We start from the raw sequence: 22,867 nt of genomic DNA, 5'->3' as shown, positions 1-22,867 counted from the left end.
CACGCCGTCGCGATGTTTCCTGAACCAGCCGATCATACTCTCGAAGCGGTCAAGGTGAGCATTCCCGGTCTCCGTGAAATGGACTGAAAACGGCGGGTGCTACGTTGCAGATGAGAGGATATGATAATTCTGATGCACACACAACCGGACCTTTGTACTCTTGTCGGGAGCGGGGAGGCTTGCGGGCCGGAGCCGGCCGGGCGAGGATGCGCACGGCGGCTGGGCTGCCGGCGGGACGGACCCGACAAATGAGGGATTCATGAAGACGATCGCCACGATCGGATACGAGGGGGCGACGATGCCGCGCTTCCTGGCGGCGCTGCGCGACGCGAAGGTGGAGTTGGTGGCGGACGTGCGCGCGGTGACCAGCTCGCGCCGGCCTGGCTTCTCCAAGAACCAGCTCGCCGCGCACCTGGGCGAGGCGGGGATCGACTACGTGCACCTGCGCCCGCTCGGCACCCCCGCGGACGGGCGCGCGGCGGCGCGGAGCGGGCGCTTCGACGAGCTGCGCCGCATCTTCACCGAGCACCTGGCGACGACGGACGCGCAGGTGGCGATGGAGTCGCTCGCGGACATGGTGCGCGCCGGCCGCCGCGTCTGCCTGCTATGCTTCGAGGCCGACCCGGCGCACTGCCACCGCAGCATGGTGGCCGAGGCGCTGCACGAGCTCGTGCCCGTGCGCGCCGACCATCTCCATCCCGCGCCGGCGGACTGAAAACAGATAATCTCACGCAGAGAAGCAGAGGCAGCAGAGGACTTCGCATCAGTCCTCTGCTGCCTCTGCTCCTCTGCGTGAGATTTCTTCTATCTAATCCCCAGCCCGTCGAGCGCGCCGGCGGCGACCCAGGCGCCCACCTCCTGGCGCGCGTGCTCGTAGCCCACCTTCACCAGCGCTTCCATCGCGTCGAAGTCCATCAGGCGGAAGGCGTCGATGGGCGGGCGCAGCGCGAAGTCGCAGGCGTCGATGGCCTCGCGCTCGCCGCGCGTGCTGTGCAGCATCGACGCGCGCAGGGCGATCTCCATCAGCGATGGGAACTTGATCTTGTTGCGGCGGAACAGCCGGTCGCGCACGATCTCCATCGGCCGGGGGATGCGGTCGCAGACGAACTGCTGGTCCTCCTCCACCGACACCTCGGCGGCGATCACCGTCCCGCACCCCATCCGCCGCGCCACGTCGGCGGGAAGGTTGTTCAGCAGCGCGCCGTCGCACAGGAGCTGGCCCTGGTGCAGCACCGGCTGGGCGGCGCCGGGGAGCGACGCGCTGGCCGTCGCGGCCCACAGCAGCGAGCCGCGCCGGTGGATCATCATCTCCGCCGTGCTCAGGTTGCTGGAGATGCAGAAATACGGCGTCCACAGGTCCTCGATGTCGGTGGTGCCGTACAGCATCCGCCCCACCCGGTCGCTCTTGCGGGTGGAGATGATGGAGATCAGCGGCAGCGTGTACACCTTGTGCGGGCGGATGCGGACCCACACGCGCCGGTTCATCGTCTCCAGCTTGTCGGGGCTCCATCCCATCGCGATCTGCGCGGCGATGGAGGCGCCCATGCTGGTGCCCGCGACCAGGTCGATCGGCACGCCCGCCTCGCGCAGCGCGCGGTAGATGCCGATGTGCGCGAAGCCGCGCGCCCCGCCGCCGCCCAGCACGAGCGCGACCGCGCGTCCCGCGAGATGCCGCGCCAGCCGCCCCAGGTCGCCCGCGTGCCCCCAGCGCAGGTGGTGGTGATGCTCGACGTTGCGGCCGTCGAGCCACCGGCGCGTTCCCTCCGGCAGCCGGTGCGCTCGCTCGGGGTGGACGAGGACGAGCCACTGCTTCGCGTCCGTCACCCGGCGGGGATGGTTGAGGAGCGCGCGCTCCAGCGGGCCGGGCGCGGGGTCCTCGTCGGCGCGGGCCAGGAGGACCACGCGGTCGGCCTGGTGCAGGCAGCGGCGCGTCCACGCCGTCGGTTCCGCGTCGGCCTCGAAGACGAGGAAGCGATGCGACGCCTCGCGCGCCTCGATCCACGCCAGCAGCCGCGCGCTCTCGGGCGACTCCTCGGGCGCCTGCGCCATCCCCGCCTCGCCCGCGAGCTGGTCGACCGTGGCGGCCGAGAGGCGGAGCACGGGGCCGAACGCGCCCAGCGCCTCGGCCAGCCGGTCGCAGAAGGCCGACACCGGCGCGCCCGGGCTGGCCGGGAGCACGGCCAGGTTGGTCACGCGCGTCCCCGCTTCGTGCGCGTTCGCCCGGTTCAGCCGCTCCACCAGGCCGGCCGCCACGTGCCGCATCAGCTGCGGGCGGGTGGAGACGAGCGAATCGAACTCGGCGTTGGTGAACTCGACTAAGACGCTGTCGCGGATGGCGCTGGCGCGGGCCGAGCGCGGCGCGCCGGTGAAGAACGCCATCTCGCCCATGCTCTGCCCGCGCCCCGCCTCGCCGATGGGGCGCGCGACGCCGTCGCGGTCGATGTGCTCGACCAGGAGGCGGCCGCTGACCACGAAGTACAGCCCCTGCGCGGAGTCGCCCTGCTCGAACAGCACGTCGCCGCGGTTGAGGTACTTCCAGTCGGCGGCCTTCTCCACGTCGTCCAGCAGCCGCGCGTCGAGCGCGCCCAGCACCGGCGCCAGGCGGCAGAGGAGCTGCCGCGCGTGCATCCGGGTGACGGCCACCGCCAGCGCGGGATCGGCCGCCTCCATCGTGTCCGCCACGCCGCAGGGGATGCGCGCCACCGTGGCCGCGCCCGCGGCGCGCACCAGCACGTTGCGGGTGACGCCGGCCAGCGTCTGCTGCCGGTCGAACACCTCGCCCGCGCCCAGCCAGCGCAGCGCCTGCCCCCCCTCCTCCACCGCGTCCAGGTGCCCGTCGACAACCACGAAGAGCCCGTCCGTCGCGGGCGCCGAGAACACGTCCTCTCCATCCGCCAGGGTGACGGGGATGGCGGCGGCGGTCAGCGCGTCGAGCGTCTCCGCCGCGACGTCCGCGAACAGCGGTGCCGAGCGGATGGCGGCGCCCACGTCAGGGGTTGGGGGTGCGGAGGACTGCATGGGAGGAGCGCGGCCGGGGGTGCGGGGTGGGAATCCACCCCAAACATCGGCACCGCAGCGAGTTGGCGCAAGTCGGGAGCATCCCCCCGGCGTCCGCGGGAATGGCTGCGGGAAGATCAGAGTCGAGGAGGTGGAGCGGGCGGGGAGGCGGAGGGTGGAGGGGGGCGGAGGGGGAAGTATGCGGCTGAAGCCGCGGCTACAACCACACGCAGTCCGCCTTCGCGGACTTCAACTCAGCGCGATGCATGCGAATGTGCCGGAACCCGCGTCTCGCGAGTCCGCGAAGGCGGACTGTGTGTCGTTGTAGCCGCGAGTTCACTCGCATACCGCGACGATTCTCCGCCACCGCCTACTACCGCTGCGGCACCGCCATCTCCGCCAGCGTCTCCGCCCGCCAAGCTCTCATCCCCAACTCCTCCAGCTGCGTGGCCGCTGCATCGCGCGTGGTGATGTCGTCGAAGATGCCGAAGAGGGAGGAGCCGCTGCCGGCGAGGAGGGCGATGCGGGCGCCGGATGCGCGCATCGCCGCCAGCGCGTCGCGGAGGATGGGGATGCGGTGCGTGACGACAGGCTCGAAGTCGTTAACCGCCAGCGCGGCGACGGCGTCCCAGCTGGCGAGCGCCGCGGGATCGATGAGGCTCGCGCGCGGCTCGTAGCTGCCGCCGCGGAGGGCGGCGACTTCGCGGAAGGCGTCGGCGGTGGACATCGCCTCGCCGGGGTGGGCGACGAGGACGGAGCGCGGGGGGAGTGGAGGCAGCGGCATCAGCCGCTCACCGCGGCCCCAGGCGAGCGCAAGCGGTGACCCGCAGAGGAAGAAGGGGACGTCGGCGCCGAGCTCGATCCCCAGCTGCAGCAGCGTCTCGCGCGGGAGCAGATCGCCGTGGAGCGCGTTGAGCGCGCGAAGGACGGCGGCCGCATCGGAGCTGCCGCCGCCCAGCCCGGCCGCGGCGGGAATGCGCTTGGTGAGATGGAGATCGATCGCGGGAGATTCGCCGATCTCCGCGTAGAATCGGCCGGCCGCGCGCACGGCGAGGTTCTGCTCCGGCGGCCCGACGTCGATCCCGCCCTCCATCCACAGCCGGATCCCCCGGTCCCCCCGCGCCACCGCCACCTCGTCGGCCAGCGAGAGCGCGCAGAACACCGTCTCCAGCGCGTGGTAGCCGCCTTCCTCGCGGGCCAGGATGCACAGGCGCAGGTTCACCTTCGCCGGCGCGGCCACCGCCACGCGGTCAGGCACGGCGTCGCTCCGTAGCGGCCGCGGCTGCATCGCCATCGCCCCGCCTCTCATCCCCCGGGCCGACCGGCTTCACCTCCGCCGTCTTCTCATCTCCCGAAGCACCAACCGACTTCGCGGCGGGCGGCTCCTCATCCCCTGCCCCGCCCTTCTCCGCGGTGCCGATCAGCTCGCGCCAGCTCAGGTCCAGCCGCTGCACGTACCACAGCCCCAGCAGCGTCACCGTGGTGAAGCCGCCCAGGTGGTAGCCGATGGCGAAGGAGACGGCGCGCGCCTGGTCCACGCCCCACAGCCCCAGCCCCTTCGTCGCGGCATACTCCAGCGGCCCGAAGAAGCCGGGAGAGCTCGGGACGGAGACGGCGAGGTTGATGGCGCACTGCAGGAACACGGCGCCCACGTACCCCGGCTCGGTGATCCCGAACGCCTTGAAGCCGAAGAAGATGGAGAGGGGGATGAACAGCCACTGCGCGACGGCCCAGCCGACGGAGAGCGCCAGCAGGCGGGGATTGCGCAGCACCGCGAGGCCGGCGATGAACTCCTCCAGCCGCGCGATCACGGGGCCGCGCAGGCGCCGCGGGAGGATGCCGCCGATCACCCGCTCCGCCAGCGCCACCGAGCGCGCGGGCATCACCGCCAGCGCGATCAGCCCCGCCCCCACCACCGCCATCGCCGCCGCCATGATACGCACGGCACCGAGGACGAAGCCCGCCTGCTCGGGGTGCGGGAAGCCGGGCCACGCCATCACCGCGAAGAGGAAGCCGACCGTGGCCAGCCCGTCCAGCACGCGCTCGACCACGAGCGAGGCCAGGACGGCGCTGAACGGCAGCTTCGCCAGGCGCGCGGCCACGACGCCCCGCACGATCTCGCCGACGCGCGCGGGGATGAGGTTGTTGGCCGCCATCCCCACTGCCGTCCCGGCAACGCGCGGTGCCCAAGCGACGTGCGGGTCCACCGGCTCGAGCAGCACCTTCCAGCGCAGTGCGCGCACGTGGATCGAAAGGGTCGCCACGAGGATGGAAAGCGCCAGCCAGAGCGGGTTCGCGCCGCGCAGGTTGGCCCAGACCTCGGACCAGTCGACCCCGCGCAGCGCGAGCCAGAGGAAGAACGCGGTCACCGCCAGCGAGGCGGCGAGCCTGAGGCGGTGCTTCATCCGGCGACGGCGCTCCGGCGTTCGGCGCCCAGCGCCACCAGCCCGAACAGCTCGTCGAGCGCCTCGGCCAGCGCGGCGCCGTTGGGACTGGCGGCGGCCAGCGCGGTCAGCCGGTCGCGCATCCGCAGCGCCTCGGCCAGCGCGTCGTCGGGGTCGTACTCCAGCGCCTCGATCGGCACCGTGCCGTCCGCCGCGGCCGGCGCCTCGGCGGCGGGTGCGGTGCGCTCGGCTTCCGCCGCCGCGGGCACGCTCTCCGCCGCCGGCGCGGCGCCGGGGAGGGAGGAGCGGAGCCGCGACAGCGCGCCGCGCGCCTCGTCCGCCGTCCCCGCCTGGGAGATGCGGATCGCCGCGTCCTCGGCCGCGGAGGCGATCGCCGTCATCCCGTACGTCACCGCCAGCTCGCCCACCCCGCGGGCGATGTCCGCCAGGTCGCGCGCGATGCGGGCGAAGCGACCCGGCCGCGCGGCCAGGCTGGCGACCAGCCCCTCCGCGCGGTCCAGGAACCCGGTCGCCTCGATGCGCAGGAAGCTCTCGACGTCGCCCGCCAGCGTCCCCGCGCCTTCCGAGCCACCCGCGGGCGCCATCGGCGACGACACCACGTGCGGCCCCGCGTCGTCGTAGAAGAGCGACGCGACGGGAACGACGCCCGCGTCCACCGGCTCGCCCGCGCTCTCCAGCCCGTCGCGCGCCTCGCGGAAGCGCTCCAGCTCGGGCGTGGCGCCGACATCGCCGCCGCGCTCCAGCGCCGACCCGGCGGCGCGGAGCGCGTCGCGGCCGGCGGCCAGCAGCGCCGTCTCGCGCGACTGGATGGGCGTGGTGCGGCCCAGCACCTCGTGCGCCGCGTCCTCGATCCCCTCCAGCAGCTCCAGCACGGGGCTGACGGTGTCCATCCCCGCCACGCCGCGCACCGGGCGCATGCGGCGGAGCACGGCGCGCAGCGGCTCGCGCCCGTCCGGATCCTGCTTCAGCTCGCCCAGCGCGCGGTCGAGCTCCGAGACCACGCCGTCGATCTCGCGCCGCAGGAAGTCGTAGATCTGCCCCGCGGGCTGCCCCTCGACACGGCGGCGGGCGCGGGTGCCCTCCCAGCGCGCCGTGGCCTCGTCCGCGCGCCGCTCCTCCTCGTCCCCCCAACGCCCCGATGCGGCCACCAGCGCACGCAGATCGGCCGCCGTCTGCCGCGCGCGTTCGCGCACGTCGTCGCTCCAGGTGATCGCGCCGTCACGCAGCGACCGGGCCGCGTCTTCCATCCCCTCGGCCACCCGCGCCACCGGCTCGGCGCCGGCGATCTGCGCGCTGCCGCGCACGCCGCGGGCAAGGCGGAAGAACTCCACCGGGTCCGGCGCGGAGTCGCGGGCCAGCAGCGCGTCCAGCCGGTCCAGGTACTCGCCGGCCTCGCGCGCGAAGTATTCGCTCAGCGGTTGCGACATCGGGTGGTCGGGTCGGGGGATGGAGATCAGCGGGCGCGGGCGCGGCGGACGATCTCCGCCATCTCGCGGGTGGCGCGCTCGATCCCCGTGAAGACGGAGCGCGAGACGATCGAGTGGCCGATGTTGAGCTCCTCGATCTCCTCGACGGCGGCGACGGGCGTCACGTTCTCGTAGGTCAGCCCGTGCCCCGCGTGCACGGCGACGCCGACGGAGCGCCCCAGCGCGGCCGCGCGCCGCAGCCGGGCGAGCTGCGCCTGGCGCTCGGCACCGCGGGTATTGGCGTACTCGCCGGTGTGCAGCTCGACGGCCTCCGCGCCCAGGTCGGCGGAGGCGCGGACGGCGTCGGCGTCGGGGTCGATGAAGAGCGAGGTGCGGATCCCCGCGTCCTTCAGCCGGCGGACGGCGTCGCCCACCCAGCGACGCGCGGCCTCGCTGTGCAGCTCGATCCCGCCCTCCGTCGTCACCTCCTCGCGCCGCTCGGGAACGAGCGTGGCCTGGTGGGGCCGCCACCGTTCCGCCAGCGCGAGCACGTCCGACGCGGCGGCCAGCTCCAGGTTGACGACGGTGCGGGCCGTCCGCATCAGCAGCTCCACGTCGCGGTCCTGGATGTGGCGGCGGTCCTCGCGGAGGTGCACGGTGATGCCGTCGGCGCCGCCCAGCTCGCAGAGCACGGCCGCGCGCACCGGGTCCGGCTCGTCGGTGCCGCGCGCCTGCCGGACCGTGGCCACGTGGTCGATGTTGACGTAGAGCCTCACCGCGTATCCCCCAGGAGTCCGCGCAGCCGGGCGAGCGCCGCGGGGTCGGTTCCGCGCGCTTCCGCCAGCTTCAGTGCTTCCAGGCCGAGCAGACAATATAGGTCGCGGCCGGCACCGGACAACCGCGACAGGTGCCGCTCGACGGTTGCCACGTCGCCGCGTAGCACGGGCCCGGTGAGCGCGCCGGCGGGGCCACGAGCGGCCACGTTCTCCACCGCGCCGGCGGCCAGCGCGGCCAGCGCCGGCTGCGCATCTTCCGCGGGGATACCGGCTTCCGCCATCAGCCGCTCGGCCACGGAGAGGAGCGCGACCGCGTAGTTGGAGGCGAAGACGGCCGCCGCGTGGTACAGCGCCTTGCCCCCCGGCCGGATCGCCAGCACGTGCCCGCCGCACGCGGCGACGAGACGTTCCGCCAAGGTCCGCGCGGCGCCGTCTCCTTCCACGCCGAAGGTGGCGCCGCGCAGCCGGTCCGCGCCCTCGACGGGGTCGGCGATGGCGGCCAGCGCGTGCATCCCCGCCACGGAGTGCCCGCGGCCGGCGAGAGGAGCAAGAACGTCCAACGAAAGGCTCCCGCTCGCGTGCAGGATAGGAAGCGCCTGGGGGAGATGGAGATCGGCGAGCTCGCCCACCACCCGCTCGATCGCGTCGTCCGGCACCGCGATCACCATCCCCGTCGCGTCGGAAGGGATGGGATCGAGCCCGCGCTGGTAGTGGGCGATGGGATTCGCTTCGCGGAAGAGCGGATGCTCCGGCGCCGTCTCCCTTCGCCCCGAATACGTCAGCGCGGAGACGGCTCCCGCGCGCCGCAACCGCAGCCCGAGCGCGAGCCCCAGCCGCCCCGCGCCGACGATCCAGAGCCGGTCGCGCGTGTCAGGGGATGCGTCGGAAGAGGATGCCGTCAAGGGACGATGGGATCGGGTGAGGAGAATGATTCGGAAGCGTGCGCCGCGGGCCCTCTCCCTGGCGCTTCGCGCCTGTCCCTCCCCCAAAACCGACTGGGGGAGGGACCTGGGCTCGCTTCGCTCGCGGCTACTTCGATCGTGAGCCAGACGGTCATCCCTCAGCCCCTCGCGAGCGCGTCCCGGAGGCGCGCCCGCATCGCCGCGTACTCGCCGGGGGCGTACACCGGCGCGGTGATGATGCGCGGGTTGATCGGCGCGCCCTCGAAGGGGTCGCCGGGGTAACGGGGGAAGACGTGCATGTGCAGGTGCGGCACGGTGTTGCCGTGGATCTCGTAGTTCATCTTCACCGCGCCCGTCACCGCCTGCACGGCCCGCGAGACCGCCTGCGCGTCGCGGATGAACGCGGCGGCCTCGGCGGCGCTCAGGTCGTGCAGCTCGACGGCGTGGCGCCTGAGCATCAGGAAGCAGTAGCCGCGCATCGGCCCGTCCTCGGGCATCCCCACCCAGCACGACTCGAGCACCGCCAGCGAGTCGTCCGGCACCCCGCGCGCGCAAACGCCGCATCCCTCCTCACCGCGGGCGTGCGCCCATGCCGCGGGATCGCTCCAGACGCTCATCGAATCAATGTCCCCGGAGATCTCCGCCTTCCGCGGAAATGCCACCACGGGAGTCCGCGAAGGCGGACTTCGGGCCGTTGTTGCCGCGGAACCGCGGATTCATCCGCCCGTCACGAGGGCCGGGATCGCACTCACTCCACCCGCACGCCGCGGCTGCGCAGCCGGCCCAGCGTGGCGCTCGGCAAGCGCGCGCGGAGGTGGATCTCGGCGCCCTCGTCCTGGCGCTCCAGCACCTCGCCCTCGCGGTAGATCTCGGCCAGGATGGCGCCCTGCGCGCTCTGCAGCGTCACCCGCACGTCGGGGCGGAGCTGCCGCGCCTCCGCCCGCAGCAGCTCCTTCAGCGGCTCGAGGCCGTCCTTCTCCACGGTGGAGACGAAGATCGCGCGGCGGCCGTGGTTGCGCTGGCGGAGCGCCTCCTCCTCGCCGTGCGTCAGGCGGTCGACCTTGTTGAAGACGAGGATCTGCGGCTGCTCGCGCATCCCCAGCTCCGCCAGCACCTGGTCGACGACCTCCTTCTGCTCCTCCCAGCCGGGGTGCGAGCTGTCGACCACGTGCAGCAGCAGGTCCGCCTCGGCCGCCTCCTCCAGCGTGGCGCGGAAGCTGGCGACCAGGTGGTGCGGCAGCTTGCGGATGAACCCCACCGTGTCGGTCAGCAGCACCTCGTACCCCTCGCCCACCTCGACGGCGCGCGTGGTGGGGTCGAGCGTGGCGAAGAGGCGGTCCTCCACGAACACGTCGGCGCCCGAGAGGCCGCGCAGGATCGACGACTTCCCCGCGTTGGTGTAGCCGACGAGCGAGACGCGCAGCTCACCCGCGCGGCTCTTGCGCTGGGTGGCGCGGTGGCGGGCCACGCGCTCCAGCTCGTCCTTCAGCCGCGCGATGCGGATGTCGATCAGCCGGCGGTCCGTCTCCAGCTGCGTCTCGCCGGGGCCGCGCATCCCCGGGCCGCCGCGGATGCGCGACAGGTGCGCCCACATCCGCGTCAGCCGCGGGCGGAGGTACTGCAGCTGCGCCAGCTCCACCTGCGCGCGGGCCTCGGCGCTGCGCGCGCGCGTGGCGAAGATGTCGAGGATGAGCTCCGCGCGGTCCATCACCCGCGTGCCCACCTCCTGCTCCAGGTTGCGCCCCTGCGCCGGCGAGAGCTCGTCGTCGAAGATCACCAGCGACGCGGCCTCCATCGCGGCCTGCGCCTTCAGCTCCTCGGCCTTCCCCTCGCCGATGTACAGGCGCGGGTGCGGCTTGTCCACGCGCTGCACCAGCTGGCCGACGACGTCCACGCCGGCGGTGTCGGCCAGGCGCTCCAGCTCCTCCAGGTGCTCGTCGGTCACCTGCGCGGGCTCGCCCTTGTTGGGCGCGCCGACGAGGATCGCGCGCTCGCGCGGGACCTCCAGCTCGATCATCTCACGCGTGCTGATAGCCGCCTCCGGTTCGTCATCAAACGAAGAAAACTGCGGTTCTGGGCGTGTCCCTCCGCTGCGCTCCGGGCCGGGCTGCGCGCGCGGTAGGCAACGATACGACTGTTGCCAACCGCGCCGGGCCCCCGCCACGCCCGGCATCTCCGCGGATCCGCCGCAAAGGTGCACGCGCGGCGGGTTCCCGGCCCTCCGGGCGCGCATCCCTCACGCAGGTGTAAAAGCGAACATCCGCGCGGCCGCGGGCAGGCCCCCTCCCCCCAGCCCCCTCCCCCGCTACGCAGGGGCGGGGGAGAACTCAGCGTGGCAAGCCGTCGCCGTACCTGCGCTGAGGTCTCCCCTCCCCCATCCCTCCCCCCTCGTGGGGGAGGGGCCGGGGGTGGGGGGAAGGCAGGCGGCGCGCAGGAGGCATCCCGCGCCACCGATCGCGTGTTTCGCACCACCGCCATCGCGCAGCCAGTCGCTTGCGCCGATACTTCCCGCGCTCCCGTCGCCCCACCCTCACCGCGCCGCCGATGCTGACGCTGATCCCGCTCCTCGCCGCTACCCTGTCCGCGATGCCCGACACCACGCCCGCCGCGCCGCCCACCGGCGACGTGCTGGTCGTCGCCAACCAGGGCGACGCCACCGTGCACCTGGTCGAGATCGCCACCGGGCGGACGCTGGCGGTCGTCCCCTCCGCGCCCGCGCCGCACGAGGTGGCCGTCACCCGCGACGGGCGCTGGGCCGTGGCCACCAACTACGGAAACCGCGAGGCGGTCGGCCATGCGCTCACCGTCGTCGACGTCTCCACGCAGACCGCCGTCCGCAGCCTCGACCTGGCGCCGCACACCCGGCCGCACGGCATCGCCTTCCTCCCCGGCGATTCCCTGCTCGCGGTGACGTCGGAGACGAGCCGCGCCGTCCTCCTCGTCGCCTTCCCGGGCGGTGAGCTGCGCGCGGTGCTGCCGACGAACCAGGCGGGCACGCACATTCTGGCGATTGCGCCCGGCGGTGGGAAGGTCTGGACCGCCAACGTCGGCTCCGGCACGCTGACAGAGCTGGACGTGCGGACGAAAAGCCCGACCCGCACCATCCAGGTGGGGCCGGGCACCGAGGGTGCCGCGCTCACGCCCGACGGCCGCCGCATCTGGGCCGCGAGCATGGGGCTGGACAGCACGTACGTGTTCGACACCGCCACCGGCGCGCGCGTGGCCGCCATCGCCACACCGGGCCACGCCTACCGCGTCGCCGTCTCGCCCGACGGGCGGCGGGCGGTCATTCCCGCCCCCGAGCTCGACCTCGTGCGCGTGATCGACACCGCCACGATGCGCGAAACCACCATCCCCGTCGCCGGCACCCCGGGCGGCGCCGTCTTCTCCGCCGACGGCCGCACCGCCTACGTCCCCGTGATGCGGACGGGCCAGGTCGCCGTCGTCGACCTCCACTTCAACGCCGTCTCCCGCATGCTGCCGACGGGCGCGGCACCGGATGGGATGGCCATCTCCACCTTCTTCCGCCGCTGAAACGGCGAGGCGCCGCTCCCAGGCTGGGAGCGGCGCCTGACAGCATTTCCAGGCTGCGACTGCTCATGCCACGAGCAGCGTCCGCCCCTTCGCCTCCGGAATTGGATCGCCGAACTCCCTGGCGGTAGCGATCCACGCGGCGATCGCACCCTGGGCGTTCGCAAGCGCAGCTTCGCGGGTCGCGCCATGCGCCATGCACCCCTTCAGCTCGGGCACCGCGGCGATGAAAGCGTCATCCGCGGCGCTCCAGTAGATGATCACCTCATACCGATCCATCTGCCCCTCCTGAGTTCAACTCCAGCACCGCGTCGCGGACCTGAGCGACCTGGTACGGCTTCGCGTTTTTTCCATCGGGCTGGAGGACAGCCCGCACGGACGGACGTTCCGCGTTTCTGTACACGTGATGGCTCCCGTGGATTCGCTCATCGAACCCGAGGTGCAGGAGGATGTACCGCAACTCGCTGAACGAGAAGTTCGCATCCGACGTTCCACTTAGCAGCTTCTCGATCAACTTATCAAGCTTGCTCATCGAGATCCGCAGGTTGGAGGGCCATTCCTGAACGGAGGAGACACCAACCGATGAGTATTAGCTGACAAAGTCTACACCCTTCACCGCACGGCGGGCCGGACTCGCGTGAGTCCGGCCCGCCGTGTTTCCGGGACGGGTGGATGGCCGCGCGGCTACCCGAGCGGGCAGTCCGCGGTCTCGACCGCGCAGTTGAAGCTTACCTGCATGCAGGTTGTGCAGTACGTGAGGTACGAGCAGCCGAGCGTGCAGTCGAAGTACTGCGTGTCGCCGCAGATATCGATGTTGTACGTCTGGAGCGTGACCGGGCCGCTCGGCTTGATGTCGGAGTTGGCGGCGACCGTGCCGCGCTCCCTGGACGGGGACGGGGAGGTGTGGAACGAGGTGACCTCCAGCGACTCCAGCTTCAGCTTCTTCATGGGGATGCTTCGGGATTCGGGTGAAAGCCGGGCTACAGCTCGATGCAGCCGTTCGGGCAGTTGGTGTTCACCGAGCACCCGAAGGTGCAGTCGAAGTACCGGGTGTCGCCGCAGGCTTCGATGTCGTACGTCTCGAGGACGACGGGGCCGCCCGGATGGATGCCGCTGTTGGCGTCGACGGTGCCGCGCGCCACGGCGGCCGGGGCGGTCTCGAACGAGGTGACGTCCAGCGACTCCAGCTTCAGCTTCTTCATGGGGATGAACTTTCGTGGATGTGGGAGGGAAACATTTAGATTATGATAATACGTCTGAAATTGTGCAACTGTAGGCGCCGCAAGTGACAAAATTGGGGAATCGGCCGCGCGGCCCGGTTTCCTTTCGCCGTTCAATGAAGCCCGGCACGGTCCGCGACCGTGCCGGGCTTCAATCGATCAGGAGATCGGCGACGCCGGCCCGCGGCTCAGCACATCGTGGTATCGATGCAGTCCGATGTATCGACACACCCGTTGCACGGCGTCAGGGCGTGCGGAGAGGTGGGGCAGGCATCGATCGCCGACCCGCAGGGGGTGGTGCACGTATCCACGGACTGCGCGTTACCGAAGATCGTGCCCTTCTCCCGCTCGGCGGAGGCGGTGGCGAACGATTCGACGTGCAGGCTCTCGATGCTCAGCTTGGTCTTCATCATGGCGAATCCGAAGTGATTTGGGTGGGAGAGCGCCCGGGGCCTGTCCACGGGCGAAGACTTCATCGATCGCCTGCGATTCAGCAGAGCTCGGTGCCGACGCAGCCGTTGCACGGCAGCGTCGCGGCGGGCGGGGAAGACGGACAGGCGTCGATCGCCGACGGGCAGGCGGTGCAGGTGTCCAGGGTCTTCGCGTTGCCGAAGATGGTGCCGGTCCCCCGCTCGGCGCCGGCGGTGTCGAACGACTCGATGCGCAGGTTCTCGATGCTCAGCTTGATCTTCGTCATGGCGTCTCCGGAGTGGTGGTGGGTGATCGCCCGAGCGGTCCACAGGCGGACATGATTGATAACATCGCGCCACTCGCAAGCGAAGCCCGGCACGGCCGATCGACCGTGCCGGGCCACTTCGCGCGGCGTCGGGCGAGATCCCGCTACACTCCCGCCAGCTCTTCCCCCACCCGCTCCCAGTTCGCGTACGCCTCCGCCAGCTCGGCGTTGAGCGCGTCGCGCTCGTCGGCGAGCGACTTGGGGCGCGACGGGTCGGCTCCAGCCGCGTAGAGGGCCGGGTCGCCGAGCGCGGATTCGATCCCGGCAATGCGCGTCTCGATCTCGTGGATGCGCGTCTCCAGGCGCGCGAGCTCGGCTTCGCGGCGGCGCTGCTCGTTCTTCGACAGGCCGCCCGACGGCTTCGCGGCGGCCGCGGTGGACTGCGCCGCGGCCTGCTTCGCCGCGGCGGATGCGGTCGCGCTCGCCGCGGCGTCGGAGGCGCGGCGGGCGGCCCACTCCTGCCAGTCGTCGAAGCCGCCGGGATAGTCCTCGAATCTCCCGTCGTTCCAGCTCCAGACGCGCGTGGCCGTCCCCGACAGGAACGCGCGGTCGTGGGAGATCAGGATCACCGTGCCGTCGTAGCCCTGGATCGCCTCCTCCAGCACCTCCCGGCTCTCGAGGTCGAGGTGGTTGGTCGGCTCGTCGAGCAGGAGGAGGTTGGCGCGCTGTAGCGTGATCTTCGCCAGCGCGACGCGCGCCTGCTCGCCGCCGGAAAGGTCGCCCACGCGCGCCTGGATGTCGTCGCCGGAGAAGAGGAAGCGGCCGAGGTGGCTGCGCAGCTCGGGCATCGTCCCGCGCGCGCCGTCGCTCACCTCCTGCCAGACGGTCTTCGCCGCGTCCAGGTGCGCGAAGTCCTGCCGGTAGTACGCGCGGACCACGCCGGTGCCGGGGATCACGCTCCCGGAGCACGGCGCCTGCTCGCCGGCCAGCGTGCGCATCAGCGTGGACTTGCCGCAGCCGTTGGGGCCGATCACCGCGATCCGCTCGCCGCGCGACACCTCGGCGCCGAAGGGTGCGAAGAGCCGGCGCTCGCCGAACGCGCAGGACACGCCGTCGATGCGCATCACCGTGCCGCCGCTGCGCGACGCCGTGCCGAAGCGCAGCGCCATCGCCCGCCCGTCCTCGCCCACCGCGGAGACGCGCTCCATCCGCGACAGCAGCGTGCGTCGGCTCTTCGCCTGCTTCGTCTTCTGCCCGGCGAGGTTGCGGCGGATGAAGTCCTCCGTCCGCGCGATGTGCGCCTGCTGCTGCTCGTACTGCCTGCGCTGCAGCTCGCGCCGGGCCTCGCGCTGCTCCAGGAAGCTCTCGAAGTCGCCCGCGTACGCGAACGCCGTCCCCTCCTCCAGGTGCAGCACGTGGTCGCACAGCCGCTCCAGGAACACGCGGTCGTGGCTGACCACCATCACCGTGCCGGGATACGACTCGAGGTACTCCTCCAGCCACTCGGTGGAGCGGAGGTCGAGGTGGTTCGTCGGCTCGTCCAGCAGCAGCACGTCGGGCTCGGCGAGGAGCGTCTGCACCAGCCGCAGCCGCCCCAGCTCGCCGCCGCTGAGCGCGCGCAGCGGCTTCTGCCACGTGTCGGACGGGAAGCCGAGGCCCTCGAGCGTGGCCTCGGCGCGGGCGTGCATCGCGTAGCCGCCGCGGCGCCGGAACTCCTCCACGTGGCGGTCGTAGCTGGCCAGGAGCCGCCGTCCCTCGTCGCCGTCGTGGTCGGTGTGCTCGAGCTGGGCGGCCTCGCGGTGAAGCCGCTCCTCCATCGCCACCAGGTCGGCGAAGGGCGCCAGCGCGGCCTGCGCGATGGTCTCGCCGCTGGTCTCGCCGCGCTCCTGGCGCATGTGGGTGAAGCGGAGGCCGGGGTGGCGCCAGACCTCGCCCTCGGTGGGCTCGTCCTCGCCGGTGATGAGCTTGAGCAGCGTGGTCTTGCCGATGCCGTTGCGGCCCACGATCCCCCAGCGGTCGCCCTTCGTAACGAAGAAGTCGACGTGGCGGATGATCCATCGGTCGCCGTACTGCTTCCCCGCGTCCTGCAGCCGGACCAGCGTCATCGTGCCTCGTGGTGAATTTTCGATGTCGAAGAGCGGGTAATCTAACGATCGACGGGGAATTGTGGGCAGACCGGCCGGTGACTGCCGACGACCGGCCGCCTTCGGTGACGGGCGCCTTGGGTGAGGGGCGCCTTGGGTGACGGCCGCCCTCGGTGACGGCCGCCCCCGGTGACGGGCGGCTAAAGCCGCGGCTGGAACATTGGAAAGCCTCGCAAACTGCGCGAGGCTTCAACTGCCCGCGGGCGAGGCGGCGGCACGAATGCTCACCGTTCGCACGGCAGTCGTCACCGCAGCCTGCGAAGCAGGCTTCCCAATGTTCCAGCCGCGGGTTTACCCGCCCGTCCCGATCTCCGTCGCACGAAAACGCGGCAGGCGAGCCGATACCCGGCCCGCCCGCCGCGACCCATCTCCCTGCCTTGCCGATCAGCAGCTGGAGTTGGTGCTGCCCATGATGAAGGTGCCGGTCTTCCGGAAGGGCATGTTGCGGGTGCCGACGGGGGTGTGCACGTCGACGGTGCCGTGCGCGGGGTAGGCAGTGCGGCCGTAGTCGAGCAGCTGCCGCCCCGCGCCGGCGAGGTCCGCAGCCACTACCCCAGCTTGTGCGCCCACATCCGTTTGCCATCGTTCCACCACGCACCGTCATGCGTGGTCTCGTAGGCAGCGAGCTTCACACCGGCGGCCGCGAGGACATCGAAGGGATCAAGGCTGCCCAACACGCCTCCGCCCTTCCCATGAAAGACATCCAGATAGTAGACCTCCAACAGCGCTTGGCGTTGTTGCAGAATCTGGCTCAGGTCGACCAGCCGCATGGCGCAGGTGCCGCAGGGACTCCACTTGATCGTGACTTCCACGATCTCCCCTTCCTCGACCTCCCGCTGGTCGAACGCTCGCAGGAAGTCCGACTCGGCGTGGAACTTCGCCTTCTGGACATCGGAACCGCTCCCGGGTGCCGACCAGAAGACCTGTTTCCCCTCGCCGACCAGAAGAAAGACATCCGTGGAGGGCTCGGTGACGTCGTCCAACGCGTCGATCACGTTCTGCTTGGTCGCGGGCATGTGTGTTTCTCCTGGCAAGGTAGGGACATTGAATGTGGGCTTTCTACGCTACGGCGGACTCATGCGCCACACCAGACAAACGTGCTGGACCGCGTCGGATGGGTACCACGGCACGCCCGCGGATGCGCCACGGACGGCGCCGCGGCTTATGAAACGGCAGCGGGCGATCCGAATCCCCCGGATCGCCCGCCACTTGTCATGTCCTGATGGCCGTCAACGGCTCGGCGTGGTGCTGCCCATGATGAAGGTGCCGGTCTTCCGGAAGGGCACGTTGCGGGTGCCGACGGGGGTGTGCACGTCGACGGTGCCCTGCGCGCGGTAGTCCACGCGGCCGTAGTCCAGCAGCTGCCGCCCCGCGCCCGCCAACTGTCCGAAGCTGAACGAGATGGGGATGCCGAAGGTGCGCGTCTGCCCGGCGCGCACGTTCAGCGTGTCGTCGTAGGTGCCCTCGGCGAAGCGCGTCCAGGTGCTGTCGCCGCCGGTGGCGCCGGCGCGGCGCAGGAACAGCTGGTAGCGCAGGTCCTCGGCGTGCAGCGTGAAGCGGTTGGGGTTGTGCACGCGGATGTTGGCCACCAGCGTGCCGCCCGACAGCCCCACGCTTCCCAGCGTGACGCCCTCCAGCTCGATGTCGGGCCGCCGCACGGCGCCGCTGCACGCCGAAGCCGCCAGGGCCGCCGCCGTCACCGCGGCCGTCAGTCGAAGTCGCATCGTCTCACTCCATCGTCCGTTGCGTGGCTCGCCAGGCGCGTGGCCCGGCCCAGGCCCGTCTGCGTTGCGACAGCCGTGCCGCCGCGCCGGCCGCCGGCGACGAGCCGCGGATTGTCCAGCGCTGGCGCGGAAGATACGGCCGCGGCGCGAGAGGGTTCCCTCGCCGCCAATCGCCACGCTGTCCACCGGCGTGGACGCGATGCGACCCGGAGAGTTCCACGCGGCCACGGCCTCGAGGCCCCGACCCCGAGGTTGCACGCGACGCGATGACCGTCGCGAGCACCGGACCATCCGCCCGTGCCGAGGCTGGTAGTCCGCGAAGGCGGCGCGAAGGCGGGCTTCGTGTAGTTGTTGCCGCGACTTCAGTCGCCCCGCTCCGGGATCGCCAGCGCCGGCGCGCGCCGCCACGCTTCCCACTCGTCACCCTCCAGCTCCTGCCAGCGCGCCTTGCCGGGGAGGAGGATGCCGCGGGTGCACCAGCGCGCCAGGAAGTCGAGGTCATGGCTGGAGATGAGCACCGCGGCGCCGTCTCCCCGCCGCGCGTCCAGCTCCGCGACCAGGCGCTCGGCACTGGTGCGGTCCAGGCCGTTCAGCGCCTCGTCCAGCACGATCATCCGCGGGCGGTGCAGGAGCGCGGCGGCGATGGCGGTCTTCCTCCCCATCCCCTGCGACAGCTCGCGGCAGAGGGTGGACTCCGCGCCGGCCAGGCCGAGCAGCGCCAGCAGCCGCGCCGTCTCCGCCGCCGACGCGGCGTCGTCCAGCCCGCGCGCGGCGGCCACGAAGCGCAGCAGCTCGGCCACGCTCAGCTCGGGATAGAGGAAGGGCTGCTCGGGAACGTAGCCCAGGCACGCCGCCGCCTCCCCCGGCGCCGCGAACGGGTCGGCGCCGCAGATGCGCACCGTGCCCGCGTTCGGCAGGCGGTCGGCGGTCACGCAGCCGATCAGCGTGCTCTTCCCCGCCCCGTTGGGGCCGACGAGCGCCACCGCCTCGCCCGGGCGCACGTCGAACGTCACCCCGCCCAGCACCACGCCACGGCGGTACTTCTTCGCCAGCCCGCGCACCTCCAGCGGCATCGGCTCCGCCATCATCGCCCCGCCGCGGCCAGGGACGCGGACGAGGCGGCGAGCGCGGCCGCCGCCCCGGCCGCCAACCAGATCCATCCCCGCCCGCCGTCCACCCCGATCCACCACGCGATGGCCAGCGGCAGCGCCACGGCCAGCGCCACCCCGAACGCCGTCGCCCAGCGCCCGAGCAGGCGGTCGGCGGGGCGGAGGCCGAGCGCGCGGTCCATCCACCGCGTCCGCCCGCGCTCCGAGCGGCCGAGCGCCACCACCGCGGCGGCCTGCGCCACGAGCAGCGCGCCGCACGCGAGCGTCACCCACGTGCGCACGGCGGCGTCGCCGCCCGCGCGCAGGATCACCAGCGCGGCCACGATCGCCACGGGCCAGGCCGTCCGCGACGTCCAGCGGTAGCGGCGGCCGACCACGACCGCGTCGCGCGCGCGGACGGCCTGCGCGCGCCGCGGCAGCGCCCGCGCGATCCCCCGTCCGATCACCAGCTCGCCGCCGGTCGCGTCGGGCGGCGGGGCGTACGCCAGCTCGCCCGCGTGCGGCGCGAACCGCGGCAGCGCCCGCGCGAACGTCCGCATCGCCAGCGGCACCATCGCCGCCGCGGCGAGCGCGACGGCGGCGATCCGCAGCGGCATCGCCCCCACCGGCGCGGCGGCGAAGGTGGCGGCCGCGGCGCCCGCCATCAGCGGCCAGAGAGGCGCGTAGAGCAGGTCGCTCGCCTTCACCAGCTCCATGTCGAATCCCTGCGATCCCGGCAGCCGCGGCCGCATCCCCGCCGCGATCCGCCGCGCCGCGTCCGCGTGCGTCAGCAGCGACGCCGCCCACGACACCAGCGCCGCCGCCAGCGCGATCCCCAGCGGCTCGAGGATCGGTCGACGAGTGGCGATGAAGGGGATCATCAGCGCCAGGACGACCGCGAGCGCGAGCAGGAGAAGCCGGAGCGCGCGGACGGCGAACAGCGCCCGCGCGTCGATCCCCAGCCGGCGCAGGAAGGCGTCGTCGGCCGGGCGGAAGAGGAGGGTGTACGCCTGCAGCGCCACTGGCCCGGACGCGAGCAGCCCCAGCAGGATCACCCCGTCGCCGGTGGAGACGTCCGGGCGCACCGAGTCGGCCGCCAGCCAGAGCGCGCCGGCCGCGAGCGCCGCCGGGAGCAGCGCACCCAGCCACGCCGCCGGCCGCGGCTGCCGGAACGCGTCCGACAGGCGGCGGATCTCCAGGCGGAGGAGGAGCGGCGAGGACGACGAAGCGTTCCGGCTCACGGCGGCGGATCCCCCGGGTCGGCGGTCGATGCAAGGCACGGTGGCCGGCCAAGATACGGCAAGACCCCGCCCCGCCGAAACGGAGAGGTTCGACCGGAAAGGGCGCGGCCCGGAAAACGGGTTCCGGGCGGCGTCCTGACGACCACCACATCGGCCCATGGGGAGGGCGCATGCGCCATCGATCCGCCCGCGGCCTGGCCGTGCTGGCCGCGTTCGCCGCATGCACCAGCGAGGTGCTGATCATGCCCGACGTGCCCAGCGACACGGAGGGCCCCAGCCCGCTGGGCGTGCCGATCCCCATCGGCGCCGAGGAGGTGGCCACGGGGCTGGTGTCGCCGGTGCTGCTGGTGCAGCCGCCCGGCGACGATCCGCGCCGCTTCGTGGTGGACCAGGCGGGCACCATCCGGGTGCTGGACCCCGACGGCACCCCGCGCCCCATCCCGTACCTGGACCTCCGCGCGCGCATCACCCCGCTGCAGCCGGCGTACGACGAGCGGGGGCTGCTGGGGCTGGCCTTCCACCCCGACTTCGCCCGCAACGGACGCTTCTTCGTGTTCTACACCGCGCCGCCGCGCGCCGGCGCGCCCGCGGGGTACGACCACACCAACGTGGTGTCGGAGTTCACCGAGAACCCGGCCACGGGGCTGGTGAGGGGGGCCGAGCGCGTGATCCTGGAGGTGGACCACCCGCAGCCGAACCACAACGGGGGCTCGGTGGCGTTCGGCTTCGATGGCTACCTGTACATCTCCCTCGGCGACGGCGGCAACGCGAACGACGTGGGGCCGGGGCACGTGGAAGACTGGTACCTCGCCAACGAGGGCGGCAACGGGCAGGACGTCGCCGGGAACCTGCTGGGGAGCATCCTCCGCATCGACGTGGACGAGGGCCAGCCGTACGCCATCCCCCCCGACAACCCGTTCGTGGACGTGCCGGGGCTCGACGAGATCTGGGCGTACGGCTTCCGCAATCCCTACCGCATCTCGTTCGACATGGCCGGCGAGCACATGCTGCTGGCCGCCGACGCCGGGCAGGAGCTGTGGGAGGAGGTCAGCCGGGTGGTGAAGAAGGGCGACTTCGGGTGGAACGTGCGCGAGGGCACGCACTGCTTCGACCCCGCGCATCCGACCCAGGCGCCGGAAGAGTGCCCGGACGTCGACCTGGCCACCGAGCAGCCGCTGCGCCACCCGGTGATCGAGTTCGCGAACAGCCGGAACCCGGCCGGCGGACTGGCACTGGCGGTGGTGGGCGGCTACGTGTACCGCGGGGTGTCGATGCCGGGGCTGCGGGGGACGTACCTGTTCGGCGGGTTCGGCACCAGCTTCACCAGCCCCAGCGGCCGCCTGTTCGCCGCCTCGCCGCGGACGCTGGCGCTGTGGACCATGCGCGAGATGCTGATCGACGGCCGGCCGCTGGGCTCGTACGTGAAGGGCTTCGGGCAGGACCGCGACGGCGAGGTGTACGTGATGGTGTCGCAGGCGCTGGGCCCCACCGGCACCAGCGGCCGCGTCCTCCGCCTGCGCCCGCTTGCGCCGGTCACCAAGACGCGGTGACGGCATCGGAGACGGGATTTCTCACGCGGAGACGCGGAGACGCGGAGGAAAGCACGTCGTTCCCCCGCGTCTCCGCTGTCTCCGCGTGAGAATCCCTCGTTCGTTCGGATCGGCTGACCGTCCGGACTCGCGCCCGGTCACCCCGGATCGCCGCGCTCCTTCATCCGCTTCGCGATCTCCGCCTCGTAGCCGCGGTCGGTGGGCTCGTAGAAGCGCTCGTCCGCGATCTCGTCGGGCAGGCACTGCAGGTCGACGACGCCGCCCTCGTAGTTGTGCGCGTACTTGTAGCCCTCGCCGTATCCCCACTCCTTCATCAGCGAGGTGGGCGCGTTGCGGAGATGGAGCGGCACCGGCGCGTCCGGGTGCTGCCGCGCCGCCTCGGCCGCCGCGCCGCCGGCCAGGTACGCGCGGTTCGACTTGGGCGCGTTGGCGACGTAGAGGACCGCGTTGTAGAGGGGGAGAAGCCCCTCGGGAAGGCCCATCCGCTCGAACGCCTGCATCGCCGTCACCGTCACGATCCCCGCCTGCGGGTCGGCGAGCCCCACGTCCTCGTACGCGGCGGCGACCAGGCGGCGGAAGAGCACCTTGGCGTCCTCGCCGCTCTGGATCATCCGCATGGCCCAGTAGAGCGCGCCGGAGCCCGAGCTGCTGCGGAGCGACTTGTGGAACGCGCTCAGCATCTCGTAGCCCAGCGTGGTGTCGTAGCGCGCGGTGCGCTGCTGCAGCGCCTCGCGCACCGCGTCCGCCGTCACCACGCCGCCGCCGCCCACCAGCCCCGCCGCGATCTCCAGCCCGGTGATGGCCTGCCGCGCGTCGCCGCCGGTGTTGCGGACGAGCACGTCCTCGGCCTCGGGCTCCAGCGTCACCCGTCCCCCCAGCCCGCGCTCGGGATCGGAGAGAGAGCGCTCCACCACCGCGCGGACGTCCTCCTCCGACAGCGGCTCGAGGACCAGGACGCGCGAGCGGGAGAGGACGGCGGCGTTGATCTCGAAGGCGGGGTGCTCCGTCGTCGCCCCCACCAGCGTCATCAGCCCGGACTCGATCCAGGGGAGGAGGAAGTCCTGCTGCCCCTTGTTGAGCCGGTGGATCTCGTCGATGAAGAGCAGCGTCCGCCGCCCGGCCTTCCGCCGCGTCTCCGCCTCCTTCACCACCTCGCGCAGCCGGGGGACGCCCTCGCTGACGGCGTTGAAGGGGACGAACGTCGCCC

Annotated in this window: 24 protein-coding genes; 3 read left to right on the top strand and 21 right to left on the bottom strand. The window is 72.4% G+C overall.

What is annotated here, in order from left to right:
- The first annotated feature begins 259 nt into the window (after window positions 1–259).
- Window positions 260–715: a DUF488 domain-containing protein gene (locus tag VF092_15490; protein HEX6748701.1), complete on the top strand. Its 456-nt coding sequence runs from the start codon at window positions 260–262 to the stop codon at window positions 713–715.
- Between the two features lie 89 nt (window positions 716–804).
- Here VF092_15490 and VF092_15485 read toward each other — a convergent pair whose 3' ends face one another.
- The 8 genes from VF092_15485 to hflX form a co-directional block, all read right to left on the bottom strand.
- The gene (locus VF092_15485) at window positions 805–2,988 is read right to left on the bottom strand and encodes a cyclic nucleotide-binding and patatin-like phospholipase domain-containing protein (GenBank protein HEX6748700.1); all 2,184 of its coding nucleotides are present in this window, start codon (window positions 2,986–2,988) and stop codon (window positions 805–807) included.
- Between the two features lie 382 nt (window positions 2,989–3,370).
- Entirely contained in the window at window positions 3,371–4,255 is an 885-nt protein-coding gene (gene ispE / locus VF092_15480) for a 4-(cytidine 5'-diphospho)-2-C-methyl-D-erythritol kinase (GenBank protein HEX6748699.1), read from the bottom strand.
- Complete coding sequence (locus VF092_15475; protein HEX6748698.1) at window positions 4,248–5,402, bottom strand: lysylphosphatidylglycerol synthase transmembrane domain-containing protein; 1,155 nt, start codon at window positions 5,400–5,402, stop codon at window positions 4,248–4,250. Before VF092_15475 ends, ispE begins: the two co-directional genes overlap by 8 nt.
- A complete protein-coding gene (locus VF092_15470; protein ID HEX6748697.1) occupies window positions 5,399–6,829 on the bottom strand; it encodes an Hpt domain-containing protein in 1,431 nt (476 codons plus the stop codon). Before VF092_15470 ends, VF092_15475 begins: the two co-directional genes overlap by 4 nt.
- Window positions 6,830–6,855: 26 nt before the next feature.
- Window positions 6,856–7,584: a pyridoxine 5'-phosphate synthase gene (locus tag VF092_15465; GenBank protein HEX6748696.1), complete on the bottom strand. Its 729-nt coding sequence runs from the start codon at window positions 7,582–7,584 to the stop codon at window positions 6,856–6,858.
- The gene (locus VF092_15460; GenBank protein ID HEX6748695.1) at window positions 7,581–8,486 is read right to left on the bottom strand and encodes a DUF2520 domain-containing protein; all 906 of its coding nucleotides are present in this window, start codon (window positions 8,484–8,486) and stop codon (window positions 7,581–7,583) included. The genes VF092_15465 and VF092_15460 overlap by 4 nt, the downstream gene beginning before the upstream one ends.
- A gap of 158 nt (window positions 8,487–8,644) precedes the next feature.
- Window positions 8,645–9,103: an HIT family protein gene (locus VF092_15455; protein ID HEX6748694.1), complete on the bottom strand. Its 459-nt coding sequence runs from the start codon at window positions 9,101–9,103 to the stop codon at window positions 8,645–8,647.
- Window positions 9,104–9,234: 131 nt separating this feature from the next.
- Entirely contained in the window at window positions 9,235–10,503 is a 1,269-nt protein-coding gene (gene hflX, locus VF092_15450) for a GTPase HflX (protein ID HEX6748693.1), read from the bottom strand.
- Window positions 10,504–11,030: 527 nt separating this feature from the next.
- Here hflX and VF092_15445 point away from each other — a divergent pair.
- Window positions 11,031–12,020 (top strand): YncE family protein, encoded by a 990-nt coding sequence (locus VF092_15445; GenBank protein HEX6748692.1) that lies wholly within the window; start codon window positions 11,031–11,033, stop codon window positions 12,018–12,020.
- A 63-nt stretch (window positions 12,021–12,083) separates the two neighbouring features.
- On the opposite strand, the gene VF092_15440 is transcribed toward VF092_15445, so the two are convergent.
- The 12 genes from VF092_15440 to VF092_15385 all read right to left on the bottom strand — a co-directional run bounded on the left by VF092_15440 (window position 12,084) and on the right by VF092_15385 (window position 20,110).
- Entirely contained in the window at window positions 12,084–12,296 is a 213-nt protein-coding gene (locus tag VF092_15440) for a type II toxin-antitoxin system HicB family antitoxin (GenBank protein ID HEX6748691.1), read from the bottom strand.
- Entirely contained in the window at window positions 12,283–12,549 is a 267-nt protein-coding gene (locus tag VF092_15435) for a type II toxin-antitoxin system HicA family toxin (GenBank protein HEX6748690.1), read from the bottom strand. Before VF092_15435 ends, VF092_15440 begins: the two co-directional genes overlap by 14 nt.
- Window positions 12,550–12,701: 152 nt before the next feature.
- The gene (locus tag VF092_15430; GenBank protein ID HEX6748689.1) at window positions 12,702–12,965 is read right to left on the bottom strand and encodes a hypothetical protein; all 264 of its coding nucleotides are present in this window, start codon (window positions 12,963–12,965) and stop codon (window positions 12,702–12,704) included.
- A 32-nt stretch (window positions 12,966–12,997) separates the two neighbouring features.
- Entirely contained in the window at window positions 12,998–13,219 is a 222-nt protein-coding gene (locus VF092_15425; GenBank protein ID HEX6748688.1) for a hypothetical protein, read from the bottom strand.
- Window positions 13,220–13,425: 206 nt separating this feature from the next.
- Window positions 13,426–13,647, bottom strand: coding sequence for a hypothetical protein (locus VF092_15420; GenBank protein HEX6748687.1), 222 nt, complete (start codon window positions 13,645–13,647; stop codon window positions 13,426–13,428).
- Window positions 13,648–13,727: 80 nt separating this feature from the next.
- Entirely contained in the window at window positions 13,728–13,934 is a 207-nt protein-coding gene (locus VF092_15415; protein HEX6748686.1) for a hypothetical protein, read from the bottom strand.
- A 143-nt stretch (window positions 13,935–14,077) separates the two neighbouring features.
- Window positions 14,078–16,018, bottom strand: a complete 1,941-nt coding sequence (locus tag VF092_15410; protein ID HEX6748685.1) for an ABC-F family ATP-binding cassette domain-containing protein — start codon at window positions 16,016–16,018, stop codon at window positions 14,078–14,080.
- 423 nt (window positions 16,019–16,441) lie between these two features.
- Complete coding sequence (locus VF092_15405; GenBank protein HEX6748684.1) at window positions 16,442–16,606, bottom strand: hypothetical protein; 165 nt, start codon at window positions 16,604–16,606, stop codon at window positions 16,442–16,444.
- Window positions 16,606–17,073, bottom strand: a complete 468-nt coding sequence (locus tag VF092_15400) for a hypothetical protein (protein HEX6748683.1) — start codon at window positions 17,071–17,073, stop codon at window positions 16,606–16,608. The genes VF092_15405 and VF092_15400 overlap by 1 nt, the downstream gene beginning before the upstream one ends.
- Window positions 17,074–17,286: 213 nt before the next feature.
- Entirely contained in the window at window positions 17,287–17,781 is a 495-nt protein-coding gene (locus VF092_15395) for an LEA type 2 family protein (GenBank protein HEX6748682.1), read from the bottom strand.
- 362 nt (window positions 17,782–18,143) lie between these two features.
- Window positions 18,144–18,866 carry an ABC transporter ATP-binding protein gene (locus VF092_15390; protein HEX6748681.1) on the bottom strand — a complete coding sequence of 241 codons (723 nt, stop codon included), beginning with the start codon at window positions 18,864–18,866 and terminating at the stop codon, window positions 18,144–18,146.
- A complete protein-coding gene (locus tag VF092_15385) occupies window positions 18,866–20,110 on the bottom strand; it encodes a hypothetical protein (protein HEX6748680.1) in 1,245 nt (414 codons plus the stop codon). The genes VF092_15390 and VF092_15385 overlap by 1 nt, the downstream gene beginning before the upstream one ends.
- A gap of 170 nt (window positions 20,111–20,280) precedes the next feature.
- Here VF092_15385 and VF092_15380 point away from each other — a divergent pair, with 170 nt between their 5' ends.
- Window positions 20,281–21,660, top strand: coding sequence for a PQQ-dependent sugar dehydrogenase (locus VF092_15380; GenBank protein ID HEX6748679.1), 1,380 nt, complete (start codon window positions 20,281–20,283; stop codon window positions 21,658–21,660).
- A gap of 137 nt (window positions 21,661–21,797) precedes the next feature.
- Here the strand turns inward: VF092_15380 and VF092_15375 are convergent.
- On the bottom strand, window positions 21,798–22,867 hold a 1,070-nt coding region (locus VF092_15375; protein ID HEX6748678.1), incomplete at its 5' end, for a replication-associated recombination protein A.

Origin of the sequence: Longimicrobium sp. (assembly GCA_036377595.1) — a bacterium.
In the GTDB taxonomy this organism is placed as follows: Bacteria; Gemmatimonadota; Gemmatimonadetes; order Longimicrobiales; family Longimicrobiaceae; genus Longimicrobium.
The sequence above is the reverse complement of the archived record's forward strand: the minus strand, read 5'-3'. Positions and strand labels throughout refer to the sequence as shown.